This is a genomic window from Paenarthrobacter sp. NPDC089675 (assembly GCF_044749185.1).
GTDB lineage: Bacteria > Actinomycetota > Actinomycetes > Actinomycetales > Micrococcaceae > Arthrobacter.
Genome location: NZ_JBIVHM010000007.1, coordinates 46,057 through 63,287, shown reverse-complemented (window position 1 = coordinate 63,287; position 17,231 = coordinate 46,057). Strand labels below are relative to the sequence as shown.

15 protein-coding genes are annotated in these 17,231 nt (G+C 62.6%); 13 read left to right on the top strand and 2 right to left on the bottom strand.

All coding sequences use genetic code 11. The annotated features are described in order from the left end of the window. Window positions 1–18: 18 nt before the first annotated feature. The 5 genes from ACIPY2_RS15470 (at window position 19) to ACIPY2_RS15450 (ending at window position 6,341) form a co-directional block, all read left to right on the top strand. Window positions 19–1,710 carry a ribonuclease J gene (locus tag ACIPY2_RS15470; protein WP_400267273.1) on the top strand — a complete coding sequence of 564 codons (1,692 nt, stop codon included), beginning with the start codon at window positions 19–21 and terminating at the stop codon, window positions 1,708–1,710. Window positions 1,711–1,785: 75 nt separating this feature from the next. Next, a complete protein-coding gene (locus ACIPY2_RS15465; protein WP_400267272.1) occupies window positions 1,786–4,635 on the top strand; it encodes a DNA translocase FtsK in 2,850 nt (949 codons plus the stop codon). Between the two features lie 23 nt (window positions 4,636–4,658). Further along, window positions 4,659–5,261 (top strand): CDP-diacylglycerol--glycerol-3-phosphate 3-phosphatidyltransferase, encoded by a 603-nt coding sequence (gene pgsA / locus ACIPY2_RS15460; protein WP_400267271.1) that lies wholly within the window; start codon window positions 4,659–4,661, stop codon window positions 5,259–5,261. Further along, complete coding sequence (locus ACIPY2_RS15455) at window positions 5,258–5,770, top strand: CinA family protein (RefSeq protein ID WP_400267270.1); 513 nt, start codon at window positions 5,258–5,260, stop codon at window positions 5,768–5,770. Before pgsA ends, ACIPY2_RS15455 begins: the two co-directional genes overlap by 4 nt. Window positions 5,771–5,906: 136 nt before the next feature. Beyond that, window positions 5,907–6,341, top strand: coding sequence for a helix-turn-helix domain-containing protein (locus ACIPY2_RS15450; protein WP_021472656.1), 435 nt, complete (start codon window positions 5,907–5,909; stop codon window positions 6,339–6,341). 67 nt (window positions 6,342–6,408) lie between these two features. Here ACIPY2_RS15450 and ACIPY2_RS15445 read toward each other — a convergent pair whose 3' ends face one another. Beyond that, window positions 6,409–6,948, bottom strand: coding sequence for a MarR family winged helix-turn-helix transcriptional regulator (locus tag ACIPY2_RS15445; protein ID WP_400267269.1), 540 nt, complete (start codon window positions 6,946–6,948; stop codon window positions 6,409–6,411). Window positions 6,949–6,990: 42 nt separating this feature from the next. On the opposite strand from ACIPY2_RS15445, the gene ACIPY2_RS15440 reads away from it, so the two are divergent. The 6 genes from ACIPY2_RS15440 to dapF all read left to right on the top strand — a co-directional run bounded on the left by ACIPY2_RS15440 (window position 6,991) and on the right by dapF (window position 12,506). Further along, complete coding sequence (locus ACIPY2_RS15440; RefSeq protein WP_400267268.1) at window positions 6,991–7,233, top strand: DUF3046 domain-containing protein; 243 nt, start codon at window positions 6,991–6,993, stop codon at window positions 7,231–7,233. A 221-nt stretch (window positions 7,234–7,454) separates the two neighbouring features. Next, a complete protein-coding gene (gene recA, locus ACIPY2_RS15435; protein WP_216925257.1) occupies window positions 7,455–8,495 on the top strand; it encodes a recombinase RecA in 1,041 nt (346 codons plus the stop codon). Continuing rightward, on the top strand, window positions 8,485–9,027 hold the full coding sequence (locus tag ACIPY2_RS15430) for a regulatory protein RecX (RefSeq protein WP_400267267.1): 543 nt from the start codon (window positions 8,485–8,487) through the stop codon (window positions 9,025–9,027). The genes recA and ACIPY2_RS15430 overlap by 11 nt, the downstream gene beginning before the upstream one ends. Further along, window positions 9,027–10,559, top strand: a complete 1,533-nt coding sequence (miaB, locus tag ACIPY2_RS15425) for a tRNA (N6-isopentenyl adenosine(37)-C2)-methylthiotransferase MiaB (RefSeq protein WP_400267266.1) — start codon at window positions 9,027–9,029, stop codon at window positions 10,557–10,559. Before ACIPY2_RS15430 ends, miaB begins: the two co-directional genes overlap by 1 nt. A gap of 17 nt (window positions 10,560–10,576) precedes the next feature. Next, window positions 10,577–11,500, top strand: a complete 924-nt coding sequence (gene miaA / locus ACIPY2_RS15420; RefSeq protein WP_400267265.1) for a tRNA (adenosine(37)-N6)-dimethylallyltransferase MiaA — start codon at window positions 10,577–10,579, stop codon at window positions 11,498–11,500. Window positions 11,501–11,537: 37 nt separating this feature from the next. After that, complete coding sequence (gene dapF / locus ACIPY2_RS15415) at window positions 11,538–12,506, top strand: diaminopimelate epimerase (RefSeq protein WP_400267264.1); 969 nt, start codon at window positions 11,538–11,540, stop codon at window positions 12,504–12,506. On the opposite strand, the gene ACIPY2_RS15410 is transcribed toward dapF, so the two are convergent. Then, the gene (locus tag ACIPY2_RS15410; protein ID WP_400267263.1) at window positions 12,487–13,101 is read right to left on the bottom strand and encodes a class I SAM-dependent methyltransferase; all 615 of its coding nucleotides are present in this window, start codon (window positions 13,099–13,101) and stop codon (window positions 12,487–12,489) included. The two genes, dapF and ACIPY2_RS15410, sit on opposite strands and share 20 nt — an antisense overlap. 508 nt (window positions 13,102–13,609) lie before the next feature. Between ACIPY2_RS15410 and hflX the strand changes: the two genes are divergently transcribed. Beyond that, window positions 13,610–15,172, top strand: a complete 1,563-nt coding sequence (hflX, locus tag ACIPY2_RS15405; protein WP_400267262.1) for a GTPase HflX — start codon at window positions 13,610–13,612, stop codon at window positions 15,170–15,172. Continuing rightward, the gene (locus ACIPY2_RS15400; protein WP_400267261.1) at window positions 15,165–17,222 is read left to right on the top strand and encodes an ATP-dependent DNA helicase; all 2,058 of its coding nucleotides are present in this window, start codon (window positions 15,165–15,167) and stop codon (window positions 17,220–17,222) included. Before hflX ends, ACIPY2_RS15400 begins: the two co-directional genes overlap by 8 nt. Window positions 17,223–17,231: the final 9 nt, after the last annotated feature.

Here is a 17,231-nt window from a genome sequence, read left to right as displayed (position 1 = left end):
GCCGGAAAGAAGCAAAATATGACCCAAACCGCCCTTCCTGGTCTGGTTACGCCGCCAAAACTGCCCCAGGGCACGCTGCGGATCGTTCCGCTTGGTGGGTTGGGGGAGATTGGCCGCAACATGGCGGTCTTCGAGATCGACGGCAAACTGCTGGTTGTTGACTGCGGCGTGCTTTTTCCGGAGGAGACCCAGCCTGGCGTCGACCTGATCCTGCCCGATTTCTCGTACATCGAGGACCGTCTGGATGACGTCGTTGGCGTCGTGTTGACGCACGGACACGAAGACCATATCGGTGCTGTTCCCTACCTGCTCCGCCTCAAGGCGGATATTCCGCTGATCGGTTCGCAGCTCACGCTTGCCCTGGTGGAAGCCAAGCTGCAGGAACACCGCATCAAGCCCTATACCCTCACCGTGGCCGAGGGGCAGGTTGAGCAGTTCGGGCCGTTCGAGTGCGAGTTCGTGGCGGTCAACCATTCAATCCCGGATGCCCTTGCGGTTTTCATCCGTACCGACGGCGGTACGGTCCTGCACACCGGTGACTTCAAGATGGACCAGTTGCCCCTCGACGGCAGGATTACCGACCTCAGGCACTTTGCCCGACTTGGCGAAGAGGGCGTGGACCTCTTCATGGCCGACTCCACCAACGCCGACGTTCCAGGTTTCACCACAGCGGAAAAGGAGATCGGCCCCACCCTGGATCTCCTGTTCGCGCAGGCCAAAAAGCGCATCATCGTGGCATCGTTCTCCTCGCATGTCCACCGTGTCCAGCAGGTGCTTGATGCCGCTGCCAAGCATGGCCGCAATGTCGCATTCGTCGGTCGTTCCATGGTGCGGAACATGGCCATCGCCGCCAAGCTTGGGTATCTCGACGTTCCGCCGGGAATCCTCGTGGACATCAAGAACATCGATGACCTCCCGGACCATCGGGTGGTCCTCATGTCCACGGGTTCCCAAGGTGAACCCATGGCCGCCCTCTCCCGCATGGCGAACGGGGACCACCGGGTAGTGGTGGGCGACGGCGATACGGTGATCCTCGCCTCCAGCCTCATCCCGGGCAATGAAAACGCGGTGTTCCGCATTATCAACGGCCTCCTTAAGCTCGGCGCGGCCGTGATCCACAAGGGCACCGCGAAGGTCCACGTATCCGGCCACGCAGCCGCGGGGGAGCTGCTGTACTGCTACAACATCCTGAAGCCGCTCAATGCGATGCCGGTCCATGGCGAAACCCGGCACCTCATTGCCAACGGAAACATCGCAGAGGCGTCCGGGGTGCCCTCGTCCGGCATCATCCTCAGTGACAACGGCAGTGTCATTGACCTCAAGGACCACAAGGCCAGGATTGTGGGCCAAGTGGAAGTGGGTTTCGTCTACGTCGACGGTTCCAGCGTGGGCGAAATTACCGATGCGGACCTCAAGGATCGCCGGATCCTGGGTGATGAGGGCTTCATCTCCGTCATCACGGTCATCAACCGCACCACGGGCAAGATCGTCTCGGGTCCTGAGATCCACGCCCGTGGCGTTGCCGAAGACGACTCCGTTTTCGATGAGATCATTCCGAAGATCAACGCTGCTTTGGAAGAGGCCGTGCTGAGCCACTCCGACCACACCAACCACCAGTTGCAGCAGGTGGTCAGAAGGGTCATCGGCACCTGGGTCAACCGCAAACTGAGGCGCCGCCCGATGATCATTCCCGTGGTCCTCGAGGCCTAGCCCCAAGCGCAACATGCAACCGAAGGGCGCCTGAAATCCGCGGATTTCAGGCGCCCTTGGGGTAGCGTGGCAATTATGGCGACCCGTACTTCCTCCACGCCACGAGGCAGCTCCAGCAGCAAATCCGGCACCACAGGCCGAGGCGGAGCTGCAAGCAAAAGCTCCCAAGCCAAGACCGGCAGGAGCAGTTCTCCACGGACCAAGCAGATCACCGTCGACCCCCAAGCACCATTGCCCGTACGCATGCTTTCCAGCGTTTGGCAGGGCATCGGGCATGTAGTGGGCGCAGGCGTCCGCCGCATCGGTTCGGATGTCAGCGATCTCGATCCGGGCGACCGGCGCGACGGCGCTGCACTGTTCAACCTGGTCCTGGGTATCGCCATCGCCACCTTCGCCTGGTGGGGCTGGACGGGTTGGCTCCCTGACGTCGTGTACAGCGTGGTCAACGGCACGTTCGGCTGGATGTCGCTGCTGCTGCCGTTCATGCTCTTCGTCTGCGCTTTCCGACTTTTCCGGAAACCGCAGGACGGTCGCGGCAATAACCGCGTTGGCATAGGTTTCCTGGTCATGACCCTTGCCGGCTCTTCCCTTGCACACCTCATTGGCGGTCAGCCCTCGGTGGCCGACGGTTTTGACGGGTTGCGCCGGGCCGGGGGCATGTTGGGCTTCCTGGCCGCGGCGCCCCTCGCCGCGATCCATGTGGTGGTACCCATCCTGATCTACGGCCTCCTGGCGTTCGTGTCCGTGCTGATCGTGACGGCCACCCCCTTCGGTGCCATACCCTCGCGCATCCGCTCCGCCTATGAACACCTCATGGGCGTGGATCTGGAGGAATCCCGCACTGCGCAGGACGCGCACGATCGCAGCTACCTGTACGGCGAAGAGGCTGAGGCCAAACCCAAGCGGAAGAAGCGCACGCGGCTCTTTGGCAAGGACGAGGAGCCGGAGGCCGGACTTGAAGGCTACGTGGGGGACGAAGCCTTCGAGCACGCGATAGTCGACGACGACGAAACTCCCGCGGCGTCCGCTCCCCGCGTACCGCCGGGGGTGCGTCGCCCCACGCAGGCGGAAATCGCCGTCGGAAAGATCAAGGCCGCGCAGGGCCTGGGCGAGGCGCCTGTCGCCGACAACCCGACCGAGGCGATTCCGGTTCTGACACCAGGCATGACCACGCCCGTGGCGCAGGTCCCCGCCAAGCCTGCCGGCGCGCCTTTGCCGCAGACGCCGATCCCGCAACGCACCGAGCAGTTGTCACTCGCCGGGGACGTGACGTACACGCTGCCTGCCTCGGACTTCCTGACGCCGGGCTCAATCCCCAAGGAGCGTACGGAAGCCAATGACGCCGTCGTCGCCGCGCTGACCGACACGCTGACGCAGTTCAACGTCGACGCGCAAGTCACCGGCTTCAGCCGTGGTCCCACCGTGACCCGGTACGAGATCGAATTGTCTCCCGGGACCAAAGTCGAGCGCGTTACCGCGTTGTCCAAGAACATTTCCTATGCCGTCGCATCCAGTGACGTACGCATCCTGAGCCCCATCCCCGGTAAGTCGGCGATCGGTATCGAGATCCCCAACACGGACCGCGAGACGGTCTCCCTCGGAGACGTCCTCCGGAGCCAGAACGCCCGCCGGACCGACCATCCCATGGTCATGGGCGTGGGTAAGGATGTGGAGGGCGGATACGTCGTTGCCAACCTCGCAAAGATGCCCCACCTCCTGGTGGCGGGTGCCACCGGTGCCGGTAAGTCGAGTTTCGTGAACTCCATGATTACGTCCATCCTCATGCGCGCCACGCCGGACGAAGTGCGAATGGTCATGGTGGACCCCAAACGCGTGGAGCTCACTGCCTATGAAGGCGTGCCGCACCTCATCACGCCCATCATTACGAATCCGAAGAAAGCCGCCGAGGCGCTGCAATGGGTGGTACGCGAGATGGATGCCCGGTATGACGACCTCGCCAACTACGGTTACAAGCACATCGACGACTTCAACAAAGCCGTTCGGGCGGGCAAGGTAACTCCTCCCGTCGACTCCAAGCGGGTCATCAAGCCGTACCCGTACCTGCTGGTGATCGTGGACGAACTCGCCGACCTCATGATGGTTGCGCCCCGGGACGTTGAAGACTCGATCGTCCGTATCACCCAACTGGCCCGTGCCGCCGGTATCCACTTGGTGCTCGCTACCCAGCGCCCGTCAGTGGACGTCGTCACCGGCCTCATCAAGGCGAACGTGCCTTCCCGCATGGCCTTCGCAACGTCCTCTGTCACTGACTCCCGCGTGGTCCTGGACCAGCCGGGTGCGGAGAAGCTGATCGGCCAGGGTGACGCCCTGTTCCTTCCGATGGGTGCGTCCAAGGCAATGCGTGTACAGGGCGCATGGGTTTCGGAATCCGAGATCCACAAGGTGGTGGAGCACGTCAAGGGTCAGCTGCAGGCTGTGTACCGTGACGATGTAGCCGCGGAAGCGCCCAAAAAGCAGATCGATGACGACATCGGCGACGATCTCGAAGTCCTCCTGCAAGCCACCGAACTTGTGGTCACCACGCAGTTTGGTTCGACCTCGATGCTCCAGCGCAAGCTCCGCGTTGGTTTCGCCAAGGCAGGACGCCTGATGGACCTCCTCGAATCGAGGGGCGTGGTGGGTCCCTCGGAAGGTTCCAAGGCGCGCGATGTCCTGGTGAAGCCGGACGACCTCGCCGCTGTGCTCGCCGCCATGAAGGGCCAGGAAGCACCCGCCTCCCCGGATGCCCAGACCGCTGCCTTGAGCGACAACGCGAATGCCAACATCGCGGCCGGTGGATACGCGGAGGACCTCGTGGCCGCCGACCTCGACAACCGCACGCAGGCCATCGAATATTACGACGGCGCCGACGGCACGGATGACGACGAAGGCGGCGAGGACGCCTGGTCGCTCACCGGCCGCTGAGGACCAGACGGTAGCCTAGAGGGGTGACTACAGCCGAGGGCGACAACGCCACGTCGGGTACTTCCGACGTTTGGAACCTGCCCAATATCCTCACGATGCTCCGCATCGTCCTGGTTCCCTTTTTCGTTTGGTTCCTGTTGGCGGACAACAGCCAGCACGGGCCATGGCGCTGGGCCGCCGTGGTTGCGTTCGCAGTGGCCATCTACACTGACAAGCTCGACGGCGATATCGCCAGGGCGCGCGGCCTCATTACCAATTTCGGAAAGATTGCCGATCCCATCGCAGATAAGTTGCTGATCGGCTCGGCGTTGGTCCTCCTGTCGGTGCTGGGCGAACTGCCTTGGTGGGTGACAATCCTCATCCTCGTGCGTGAATGGGGGATCACGGCGCTGCGGTTCTTCGTGATCCGCTACGGCGTCATGCCGGCCTCCCGCGGAGGCAAGCTCAAGACGGTCATACAGACGGTCGCAATTTTCCTTTACACGCTTCCCCTCAAGGCCATCGCTCCCTGGCTAGTGGACGTCGCCTTCTGGGTAATGATGGTCGCCCTGGCCGTTACCTTGTGGACCGGCGTCGAGTACGTCATCCAGGCACTCAGGCTGCGGGCGGGAGGGCGCCGGGCATGAGCGGGTCTCCCGGGTTTTCCAGTGCGGCAGAAACGGCGACGGCAGCGGTCGGCCTCGCCATTGAAAAGCACCTGACCGTTGCCACCGCGGAATCGTTGACGGCGGGCATGGTGGCGGCGGCGTTGGCCAATACTCCTGGCGCATCCGGCATGCTTCAAGGCGGAGTGGTGGCTTACCAGAACTCCGTTAAGGCATCGGTCCTTGGCGTTTCCCGGGACCTCCTTGACTCTGTCGGTTCGGTTGACGGCCAAGTGGCCGCCGCCATGGCTGCCGGGGCGCGGCTGGCATGCGGCGCCGACGTCGGCGTTTCCACCACCGGCGTGGCCGGACCTGAACCCCACGACGGCAAGGAAGTGGGGACAGTCTTCATCGGAATCGCCACGGAGTCGGGAAGCGAATCGTTTGAATACGCGTTTTCGGGGGACAGGCAGTACATAAGGGACCAAGCCTGCAGTGGCGCGCTGGTGCGGTTGCTTGCCGTCCTCGGTGACCTTGGTTACCGTTCGTAAAGTAGTCGGGAACAAAAACTCATTGCCGATAGTTGTGTCATTGTGTCGCTTCGGAATGGCCGGGGCGCCTAGGATGTAGAAACCACCCGGTCCGCCAGCCAGCGGACCGGATCAACGAGGGAGCAAGGCGATACAGATGGTAAAGCAGCCCGTATCCGTGAACGGCGTTGTCCGCTGGAAGGATGTGGGCTTGGCTGATCAGGCACAGAGCGAACAGAAGGAGCGCAAAATGGTCGTACTACGCCACGAGATCGGTGATGTACTGCGCGATGTCCGCCAGCGTCAGGGCCGTACGCTTCGTGAGGTTTCGCACAGTGCCCGTGTTTCATTGGGTTACCTGAGCGAGGTTGAACGCGGCCAAAAGGAGGCTTCTTCCGAGCTCCTGTCCTCGATCTGCACCGCGCTGGACGTTCCGTTGTCCAGCATGCTCCGCGAAGTAAGCGACCGCGTTGCAGTTGCCGAGGGCGTCGCTGTTCCCGACACCGTGCCGCAGGAATTCTCCCAGCGTTACGGACGCGATCTGGACCTCACCGACGACTTCGGTCAGGGAATGCTTTCCGGAGCCCGGTAACCGTCCACCGGAATCATTGGAAAGGGCCCCCGCGCCATATGGCGTGGGGACCCTTTTCCGTTGCTGCTCAGTCGCCGGGTTCTACGGACCCTTGTTCGTCCTTCAGTTGCGTGTCCTTGACCAAGCTGTCGCCATAGACGGCGTTGAGCCTGCCCATGTACTCGGCCAACGTCTGCACGTCCTCCAGGGGCCATTCGCCCAGCCGCTCCCGGAACACCTGCCTGCGAGCGTCCTGCACCTGGTGCATCTTCTCTTCGCCCTTGTCCGTGAGCCGGATGGACTGCGCCCTCCCATCCTGGGGATCGGCCTCCTTATAGACCAGCCCAATGCTCTCAAGGAAGGCAATCTGGCGGCTGACCGAGGGTTTGCCCACCCCAATGCAGGAAGCGAGCTCGGTCAGGCGGATCGGTCCTTCCCGGCGGATGATGGTTAGCAGCCCATAGGCCGCGGGTTCCATGTCCGGGTGCACCTGGCGGGAGAGCTGGTGTGAAATCGACCGGGCCCGGCGCCACAGCAGGCTCAGTTGGTGCTCTACCTGCTGCAGTGCGTCGTCCACTTCGTCGCCGGGAGTGGCCGGTGCAGGCGCGCTAGGGAGGGGATTGCTCATGGCAACCATTCTATGGTCCGCAGGACGTGAGAGACTCTTTCGGTGAGGGCAAGCGACTTCTGGCGATTGATGGACGACGAATTCGGAATGGGCTATTCCCGGGTCCTTGCCGGATCCCTGGTGCTGGCCGGGGTCGGCGGAAGGACGGCGGTTGATGCCCTGGCTGCCGGCTTCAACCCCCGCGAGGTGTGGCTGGCCGTCTGCGATGTCCAGGACGTTCCACCCGAACGCCGCCTCGGCAAAGACATCAAACCCACCAATTGGGAAGAGCCTCCGGCAGGGTGACACGCCGGTCGCTTGTTCGAATATCTGTTCGGATGGGGATATGCTCCTGGAAGAGGAAAATTGATCCTGAAGGACGCATTCCACGAAGGTAATCGCTGTGGGTTTTCCACATAAGCGCAGCCTGCAGCAAAAAATGTCGGACCACCGTAATAGCGTCGGACATGACAGGAAAGCGGCCGTTCAGGCCACTCCACAGCGAGAAAGCATCAGAGGTGTGAACCATGGCGGCAACCCCGGATCGTGAGAAGGCGCTCGAGGCAGCGCTTGCCCAGATCGACAAGCAGTTCGGCAAAGGCTCCATCATGCGCTTGGGTGATGACACCCGCGCGCCGATCGAGGTCATTCCCACCGGCTCCATTGCCTTGGACGTCGCCCTTGGCATCGGCGGCCTACCCCGTGGCCGTGTTGTTGAAATCTACGGTCCGGAATCCTCCGGTAAGACTACTGTCGCCCTCCATGCCGTGGCCAACGCCCAGCGCAACGGCGGAATCGCCGCGTTCATTGACGCCGAGCACGCCCTTGACCCGGATTATGCAGCCAAGCTCGGTGTAGATACAGACGCCCTCTTGGTATCGCAGCCGGACACCGGTGAACAGGCCTTGGAAATCATGGACATGCTGGTGGGCTCCGGCTCCCTGGACATCATCGTCATCGACTCCGTGGCCGCCCTGGTTCCCCGTGCTGAAATCGAGGGCGAGATGGGTGACTCCCATGTCGGTCTCCAGGCACGCCTCATGAGCCAGGCGCTCCGAAAGATCACAGGCCGCTTGAGCCAGACCAAAACCACTGCCATCTTCATCAACCAGCTGCGTGAGAAGATCGGCGTCTTCTTTGGATCGCCCGAAACCACCACCGGTGGAAAGGCCTTGAAGTTCTACGCATCAGTCCGTATCGATGTGCGCCGCATCCAGACGCTGAAGGAGGGTGCCGACTCTGTCGGTAACCGCACCAAGGCCAAGATCGTGAAAAACAAGATGGCGCCGCCCTTCAAGATTGCCGAGTTCGACATCATCTACGGCCAGGGCATTTCCCGCGAAGGCGGGATCATCGACATGGGTGTCGAGCACGGCATCATCAAGAAGTCCGGCTCATGGTTTACGTACGATGGCGACCAGCTTGGCCAGGGTATGGAGAACTCGCGTCGGTTCCTTCGTGATAACCCCGAACTCGCCCAGGAGCTTGAACGGCTTATCAAGGAGAAGCTCGGAGTGGGCGTCAAGCCGGAGGAAGACTCCCCGAAGCTGAAGGCCGTTGACGGCTAGGACGGGGCCGGATCCCGATTCGTCGGTCGCCGGTGATCCGGAACCCGACCCCGAGTCCGTGGCGCGGGCCATCGTCTTGAGACAGCTGACGATGGCGCCGCGCAGCAGGCTGCAATTGGCGCGCAAGCTGGCGGAGCGGAAGGTTCCCGAACATGTAGCCGAGGCCGTGCTGGACCGCTTCGAGGAGGTTCAGCTCATCGACGACGCCGAATTCGCCCGTATGTGGGTCCGCAGCCGTTCGCAGACTAAAAAACTGGCCAAAGGCGCGTTGCGGCGGGAGTTGTCAGACAAGGGCATCGACCTTGACGACGCCGAAGAGGCTTTGTCCCAACTTAGTGATCAGGACGAAGAAACTGCGGCCAGGGAACTTGTCCAACGGAAGCTAAGGCCAGGGACGGACTTTTCGGACCGCGCAGAACGAGACAAGTACACCCGGAGGCTTGCCTCGATGCTGGCACGCAAGGGCTACGCACCCTCCATGGCGTTCCGGATAGTCGGTGAGGTACTGGACGAAGCCGGTACCCTTGAGTAGTGAGTTTGACCATTCCTTCCCCCTCAGCAGATTCGATGCAGCCCTCAACTGAGCCGCGAACGTATCAGGTCCGGACGTTCGGCTGCCAGATGAACGTCCACGATTCAGAGCGCATGGCAGGTCTCCTGGAAGATGCCGGGTATGTTCCGGCCGAAGGTGAGCACGCAGATGTGGTGGTCTTCAATACGTGTGCTGTGCGCGAGAATGCCGACAACAAGCTCTATGGCAACCTCGGTCAGCTGAGGCAGGTCAAGGCTGCCAACCCCGGAATGCAGATTGCGGTGGGCGGGTGCCTGGCGCAGAAGGACCGCGAAACCATTGTGAGCAAGGCGCCATGGGTAGACGCCGTCTTCGGAACCCACAATGTGGGCGCATTGCCCGCATTGCTTGATCGTGCCCGCCACAACAACGAAGCCCAGTTGGAGATCCTGGAGTCTCTGGACGTCTTCCCTTCAACCTTGCCTACCAAGCGCGATTCGGTCTACTCGGGATGGGTGTCCATCTCGGTGGGTTGCAACAACACGTGCACGTTCTGCATCGTCCCCTCCCTGCGTGGCAAAGAGAAGGACCGCCGGCCCGGAGAGATTCTGGCCGAAATCCAGGCGCTCGTGGACGATGGCGCCGTCGAGGTGACCCTGCTGGGCCAAAACGTGAACTCCTACGGTGTTGAGTTCGGCGACCGGCAGGCCTTCTCCAAGCTGTTGCGGGCCTGCGGCGGGATTGCAGGGCTGGAACGCGTCCGGTTCACCAGCCCCCACCCGGCGGCCTTCACGGACGACGTCATCGATGCCATGGCGGAAACACCTAACGTGATGCCGCAACTCCACATGCCGTTGCAGTCCGGTTCGGACAAGGTCCTCAAGGATATGCGGCGCTCTTACCGCTCCAGCAAGTTCCTGGGAATACTGGACAAGGTCCGGGAACGCATTCCCGGTGCCGCCATCACCACCGACATCATTGTGGGCTTTCCCGGCGAGACGGAAGAGGACTTCCAAGCCACACTGGACGTGGTTGAGAAGTCCCGCTTCGCCTCTGCGTTCACTTTCCAGTACTCCAAACGCCCCGGCACTCCCGCGGCAGAACTTCCCGAACAGTTGCCCAAGGCTGTTGTGCAAGAGCGCTACGAACGCTTGACCGCCCTCCAAGACCGCATCGCAGCCGAGGAAAACGCCAAGCAGTTGGGCGCCCGGGTGGAGATTCTGGTCACTGCGCAATCCGGCAGGAAAGCCGGTGAAACACATCGGCTTTCGGGGCGCTCAAAGGACCAGCGCCTGGTGCACTTCTCTGTTCCTCAGGGCGCTGAAACTCCACGCCCGGGTGATTTCGTGACCGTCACGATCACGGAGGCTGCTGCCTTCCACCTGGTGGCGGATCCCGAAGGACCCCAGGACTACGTCCTGCGCAGGTCCAGGGCCGGAGATGCCTGGGACCGCGCACAGGCGGACAGCTGCGGGGTTCCCGCGCCGGCTTCCGGCAAAGGCAAGGCCGGGGTTTCCCTCGGCATGCCCGCCATTCCCGTTCGACGCGCTTAGCCGGGGAGTCACTCGTCGTGAATCCCGGTGATCCCGGCCGTTTGTCGCTGCCCGTCATTGCCGTGGTCGGTCCTACGGGCTCGGGCAAATCAGACCTTGGCGTTGAGCTTGCCCTGGCTCTGGATGGTGAGGTCATCAACGCGGACGCCCTCCAGTTCTATCGTGGCATGGACATCGGAACAGCCAAGATCACGGTGAACGAACGGCAGGGCGTTCCGCACCACCTGCTGGACATCATGGATGTCACGGAGGAAGCAAGCGTTGCGGACTTCCAAGCCGAGTGCCGGGCCAGGATCGAGGACATCCATTCGCGAGGCAAACGCGCCATTATGGTGGGCGGATCGGGGTTGTATGTCCGGGCTGCCTTGGACATCCTGGAGTTTCCGGGTACCGACCCGGCAGTCCGAAGAAGGCTTGAACAAGAGTTTGACGAGGTTGGGTTGGCAAGCTTGCGTTCCCGGCTCGAAGAAGTCGACCCGGTCTCTGCCGCCCGCTTGGCAGATGCGCGGCGGGTGATCAGGGCCTTGGAAGTCCACCAGCTCACCGGCCGGCCTTTCAGTTCCTTCATGCCGCGGCGGGAGTACCACCAACCTGCAGTCCAGATCGGGCTCGCTGTGGACCGCGATCTCCTGCGGGAGCGCCTGGCGCAGCGCGTCCACCGGATGGTGGACGCCGGCTTGCTCCAGGAAGTCGAACGACTTGGTACCGCAGGGCTCCGCGATGGTAGGACGGCTTCGCGGGCCTTGGGGTATTCCCAGTTCCTGAAGGTGATTGACGGCGAAGCCAGCGTCCGCGAGGCTGCGGAGGAGACCATCGTCGCTACCCGTCAGTTCGCCCGGCGGCAGCTGACGTGGTTCCGCGCCGATCCGCGGATCCAGTGGCTGGATTGGCAGGACCCCGAACTGGTGGCCAAAGCTGTGGAGCTTGCCCGCCGGACCTGATTTCTGGCGAAACACCAGCGAAAGGTAGCCTAGTCCCATGGATCAGACCGCCGCAGTTTCCTCCCAGCATCCAGCCGTTGCTGAGGCTCCCTTGCCAGAAGCCGAGCTGTCAGGCCTGGCATTTTCGAAGGGCCATGGAACGGGCAACGACTTTGTTTTGATAGCAGATCCGGGCGCCGTCCATGAAATCAGCCCGGAACAGGTGGCCAGGCTGTGCGATCGGCATCTGGGCATTGGGGGAGACGGACTGATTCGCGCTGTGCCTTCACGTGATCTTCCCGAAGGCAGGGCCTTGCTTGAACAGGACCCCTCTGCAGAATGGTTCATGGACTACCGCAACGGCGACGGGTCGTTGTCCGAGATGTGCGGCAACGGTGTCCGGGTCTTCGTTCATTTCCTCATCGACCAGGGGCTTGTTGAACTCGGGGCAGGCGAATCACTGACTATCGGAACCCGTGGCGGCATCAAGACGATCGTTCGCTCGGACAACGGATACGCCGTTGATATGGGACCGTGGGAGTTCATTTTTCCTGCCGAGGCCACATCCAAGGCCATGGACGCCCTGGTCAGCGCCGACGGTCTTGAGGTTGCCAGGCCAGGCCTGTCGGTCAGCATGGGAAACCCCCACACAGTGGTCGCCCTGGCAGAACTCAGCGAGCTGTCCGCAACCCAACTCTTCAGGGCACCCGTGGTGGACCCCAAGCCGGCGAACGGAACCAACGTGGAATTCGTTGTCCCCGCTGAACCCTTGGTCCACGAAGGTTTTGGCACCATCACCATGCGTGTCCACGAACGCGGAGTAGGGGAAACCCAGTCCTGCGGCACTGGTGCGTGCGCAGCCGCCGTTGCCATTCGCCACTGGGCCGGCAGCACCGCTCCGAACGCCTGGCACGTCAACGTGCCCGGAGGCGTGGTGGATGTGAAGTTCTTCCCAGGCGCAGATGGCCGCGAGCATGTTGAGCTCAGCGGACCGGCCGTGATTGTGGCTAAAGGGAAGCTTTCCTGACCCGGAGGATCCTGAAGGATTTGGACGTGCTCTCACGGGTTACCGTGAACGTACTGTCCAGTTCGGCGGCAAGCCAGCGCTGAAGCGAGTCCGAACCCAAATTCTTTTGCACCACCAACCAAGCATTTCCACCCGGTGCCAGCCTCGGGAGCCAAGTCAGCAGCAATGAGTGCAGTTCGTCTTTTCCGATTCGGATCGGCGGGTTGGACCAGATCGTGGAAAATTCGACGTCGGCAGGGACCTCTTCCGGGCGGCTTGCCTTGACGTTGGTCAACCCCAGCGAAGCGGCGTTCTCGTTGGTCAATGCAATGCAGCGTTCGTTGACATCCACGGCATGGACCTGCGCGGATGGCGCCATAAGTCCCATGGTCAGGGCAACAGGTCCCCAACCGCAGCCTATGTCCAGGAGATTTCCCCGGGGAGAAGGCGGGGGTACCTCGGACAGGAGGACGGCCGTCCCTTTGTCTATGCCGTCGGGACTAAAGATGCCTGAAGAGGTCTGCAGGTGCCGGGTAGCGCCAACGAGGTCTACGGTGAGGGGCTTACGGGTGGACGGTCCGGCCGGTTGGGCGCTGAAATAGTGTGCAGACTCCATAATTGGCCAGATTAGTTGGCGATCCGCAGCTTGGGAAACTGCTCCACGCAGAAGCCCGTTTGACACTGGATGATATTGTTGAACGCATGTTCTTGATCTTTGAGTAATGAGCCGATTCCCGGCACCGCCCGCGATGCAGGCCCTCCCGTGACGCCAGGTTGCACCAGCAACCATCGTCCAGCGACGGCCATTCCGCCCGGCAGGTTCCTCCGGCCCGGCCTGCAGCCAATTCCCGGTGCAGGTACTCAGAAGATCAGCAATCCCGGACACGTCCGAGTCATGGAGGCCAGCTGCCTTCCGGACGCCGTCCCGGCTCCACGCAGTCTTCGGTAGGGCTGGACCTCCCCGCGGATCGAAAACCGCCAGAACCCCGCAGCCGGTCATTGACAGCGGCCGGCCAGCCCAACAGGAGGCCCATTTGGCCCAATCACGTCAGCCCAGCGCGAATACCGGCGCACGCGACACCAAACAGCATTATTCTGGAATTGCCGAACAGTCTAAGGAGACCATGACCACCCAGAAGCACTCCGGATCCGATTCCGACGCCCAGGACATGAGTCCTGAAGAAATCCAGGCCGTCATCGACCGGATTCTTTCCAAGGATGTACCAACGCAGGCATCCGGGGATTCCAATGAAAAAAGCGTCTTTGGCAAGGCGCAGGCGATCTCCACGCTGGATGAAGAGCACAGCATCTACGACGGTGAACAGGAAGATCTCGCTGAACGCCGCGCCCTTCGCAGGACTGCCGGCCTTTCAACCGAACTCGACGACGTCACTGAGGTGGAATACCGGCAGTTGCGCCTCGAACGCGTGGTCCTTGCCGGTTTGTGGACGGAAGGCACGCTCGCCGACGCCGAGAACTCCCTTCGTGAGTTGGCAGCCCTGGCAGAAACCGCCGGTTCGGAGGTCCTCGATGGCCTCGTCCAACGCCGGACCAAGCCCGACCCCGGCACCTTCCTGGGATCCGGCAAGGCACAGGAGCTCAAGGCGATCGTTGCTTCCACAGGTGCCGACACCGTCGTGGTGGACACCGAGCTTTCGCCCTCCCAGCGCCGCGGACTTGAAGACATCGTCAAGGTCAAGGTGGTGGACCGTACAACCCTGATCCTGGATATCTTTGCCCAGCACGCCAAGAGCCGCGAAGGCAAGGCCCAAGTGGAGCTTGCCCAGCTGGAGTACCTGCTCCCGAGGCTCCGTGGCTGGGGTGAATCAATGTCACGCCAGGCCGGTGGGCAAGTGGGTGGCGCCGGTGCAGGCATGGGCTCCCGTGGTCCCGGTGAGACCAAGATCGAACTGGACCGTCGTCGTATCCGCACCCGGATGGCAAAACTGCGTCGGGAGATCGCCGCGATGAAGCCTGCGCGCGAGACCAAGCGGGCCAACCGCCGTCGTAACGCCGTTCCTTCCGTTGCGATTGCCGGATACACCAACGCCGGAAAGTCGTCGCTCCTCAACCGGCTCACTGATGCCGGAGTCCTTGTGGAGAACGCACTGTTCGCCACTCTGGACCCCACGGTCCGGAAGGCCCAGACTCCGGACGGGATCGGGTACACGCTCGCGGACACGGTGGGCTTTGTCCGTTCCCTGCCGACGCAGCTGGTGGAAGCATTCCGTTCCACGCTGGAGGAGGTCGCGGATTCCGATCTCATCCTGCACGTCGTGGATGCCTCGCACCCTGATCCTGAAGGTCAGATCGCCGCAGTGCGTGCCGTCTTCAGCGAAGTGGATGCCCGGAAGGTTCCCGAGATCATCGTCCTGAACAAGGTGGACGTGGCCGACCCGTTCGTGGTTGAACGGTTGAAGCAAAAGGAACCCCGGCACGCTGTGGTCTCCACCCGTACCGGGGAGGGGATTGCGGAGCTGCTGGAAACCATCAGTCAGGCAATTCCCAGGCCGGGGGTCCGGCTCGAGGTTCTGATTCCCTATAGCCGGGGCGAGCTGATCAACAAACTGCACAACTCCGACGCCGAAATCCTCAGCCTGGAGCACGAGGAAGACGGTACCCGGGTGGTGGCCATGGTCCGCGAAGGGCTTGCCGCCGAGCTGGAGTCATTCGTCAGCAATGGTTGAGAAGGTGGCGGCGGAAGCTGCTGAAACGGCGGGGGAGAAGTTCGCCCTCGAACTGCTGGACAAGGCCGTCGCAGGCATGGGCGGCCAAAGCCGCGAAGGCCAGCATCAAATGGCCAAACACGTGGCACGGGCCATTGAGAACCGTGAACACTTGTTGGTGCAGGCGGGAACGGGAACAGGAAAGTCTTTGGCTTACCTGATCCCGTTGATCGCCCATTCCATGGACAGCGACAAGCCAACGCTCGTTTCCACTGCCACCCTTGCCCTTCAGACGCAGATCGTGGGCAGGGACCTGCCTCGGCTGCTGGAGACCATCAATCCCGCACTCGAGCGCCCCGTTAACGTTGCACTGGTCAAGGGCCGGGCCAACTACGTATGCCTGCAGAAACTCGAAGGGGGGTTCCCCAGCGAAGAGCCGGCGGAGGGGCAGCTCTTTTCGCTGGGCGAGGACACCAGCGTTCCGCACTTCGCGGCATCGGCGGGGGGACCGTCATCGCAATTGGGCAAGGAAGTTGTCCGCTTGCGGGAGTGGGCGGAAAGCACGGCCACCGGAGACCGCGACGAACTCATGCCCGGGGTGACGGACCGTGCGTGGCGGCAGGTGTCGGTAACCTCCATGGAATGCCTGGGCGCACAGAAGTGCCCCCTGGCCGAGGAATGCTTCAGTGAGCAGGCGCGGGCCAGGGCGGCCGAAGCCGACGTTGTGGTCACCAACCATGCGATGCTCGCCGTTAGCGCGTTCGAAGGCCTTGCCGTGCTGCCGGAGTACGACGTGGTGGTGGTGGACGAAGCCCACGAACTGCAAGACCGCGTCACCGGCGCAGTTTCCGGCCAGCTTTCGGTGGCAATGGTTCATGCTGCGGCGTCCAGCGCACGCAAGCACACCGCCATCACCGTAGACGCACTGAACGCAGCTGCGGACCGTTTGGACCTGGCCATCGCCGGCGTTCCCAATGGACTGCTCCCGAACGGCCTCAATGACGAGCAACTCGACTGCCTGGACCAACTGCGTGATGCAACCCGCGCAGCCCTTTCCGATTCGAAAACGGACTCCTCGAACGCCGTGGACGGCGGGAGGCAGCTTGCCAGGTCGCGGCTGATGCTGATCCTGGAACTATGTGAACGGTTGCTGGCCGCCAAGGAAAACCGCGAGGTGGTGTGGTTCTCCCGCAACAGCACGTTCGATCCTCAGCAGGGCTACTCGCAGCCCGACGAGACGGCGCCGGCGCTAATCAACATCGCTCCCTTGAGCGTTGCGGGAAGGCTGCGTGAAGGCCTCTTCGAGGGGCACACGGTGGTCCTGACTTCGGCCACCCTTGCCATCGGGTCCGCCTTCGAACCCGCGGCCGGAGGCCTGGGGCTGACCGGAAACGGCGCTCCCAGCTGGACCGGCTTGGATGTGGGTTCACCCTTCGACTACCCCAAGCAGGGCGTCCTGTACGTGGCTAGCCACCTGCCCAAGCCAGGCCGCGGAACATCGCTGGAAGCCCTGGATGAACTTGAGGATTTGATCCGGGCCTCCGGTGGCGGAGCCCTCTGCCTCTTTTCCTCGCGCCGGGCTGCCGAAGAAGCCGCGGACGCCATGCGCCAGCGCCTCGATGTCAGCATCCTCTGCCAGGGTGAATCCACGATGGCTGCGTTGGTGAAGCAATTTGCCGATGAGCCCGATACCTGCCTCTTCGGAACCATGTCCTTATGGCAAGGCGTGGATGTTCCGGGGGGTTCGTGCCGCCTGGTGGTTATCGACCGTATTCCGTTCCCTCGTCCGGACGATCCACTCATGACGGCCCGCTCGCGTGCCGTGGCACAGTCCGGCGGTAACGGCTTCATGGCGGTATCCGCCACCCACGCCGCGATCAGGCTGGCGCAGGGCGCCGGGCGCCTCATCCGGTCCACGGGTGATAAAGGAGTGGTGGCGGTGCTGGACCCGCGGCTCTCCACGGAAAGGTACGGGAGTTTCCTGCGGGCCGCCCTGCCGCCGTTCTGGACGACGACGGACCGGAAGGTTGTTCAGGGTGCGCTGGAGCGCCTGGCAAAGCAGGCTAACTGAGCAACCCGC

Coding starts and splice junctions, on each gene's coding strand:
- ACIPY2_RS15410 (WP_400267263.1), bottom strand. CDS start 13,101: ATGGAGTCTGCACACTATTTCAGCGCCCAACCGGCCGGACCGTCCACC.
- ACIPY2_RS15400 (WP_400267261.1), top strand. CDS start 15,165: ATGGTTGAGAAGGTGGCGGCGGAAGCTGCTGAAACGGCGGGGGAGAAG.
- recA (WP_216925257.1), top strand. CDS start 7,455: ATGGCGGCAACCCCGGATCGTGAGAAGGCGCTCGAGGCAGCGCTTGCC.
- dapF (WP_400267264.1), top strand. CDS start 11,538: ATGGATCAGACCGCCGCAGTTTCCTCCCAGCATCCAGCCGTTGCTGAG.
- ACIPY2_RS15450 (WP_021472656.1), top strand. CDS start 5,907: ATGGTAAAGCAGCCCGTATCCGTGAACGGCGTTGTCCGCTGGAAGGAT.
- ACIPY2_RS15455 (WP_400267270.1), top strand. CDS start 5,258: ATGAGCGGGTCTCCCGGGTTTTCCAGTGCGGCAGAAACGGCGACGGCA.
- ACIPY2_RS15465 (WP_400267272.1), top strand. CDS start 1,786: ATGGCGACCCGTACTTCCTCCACGCCACGAGGCAGCTCCAGCAGCAAA.
- ACIPY2_RS15445 (WP_400267269.1), bottom strand. CDS start 6,948: ATGAGCAATCCCCTCCCTAGCGCGCCTGCACCGGCCACTCCCGGCGAC.
- hflX (WP_400267262.1), top strand. CDS start 13,610: ATGACCACCCAGAAGCACTCCGGATCCGATTCCGACGCCCAGGACATG.
- ACIPY2_RS15470 (WP_400267273.1), top strand. CDS start 19: ATGACCCAAACCGCCCTTCCTGGTCTGGTTACGCCGCCAAAACTGCCC.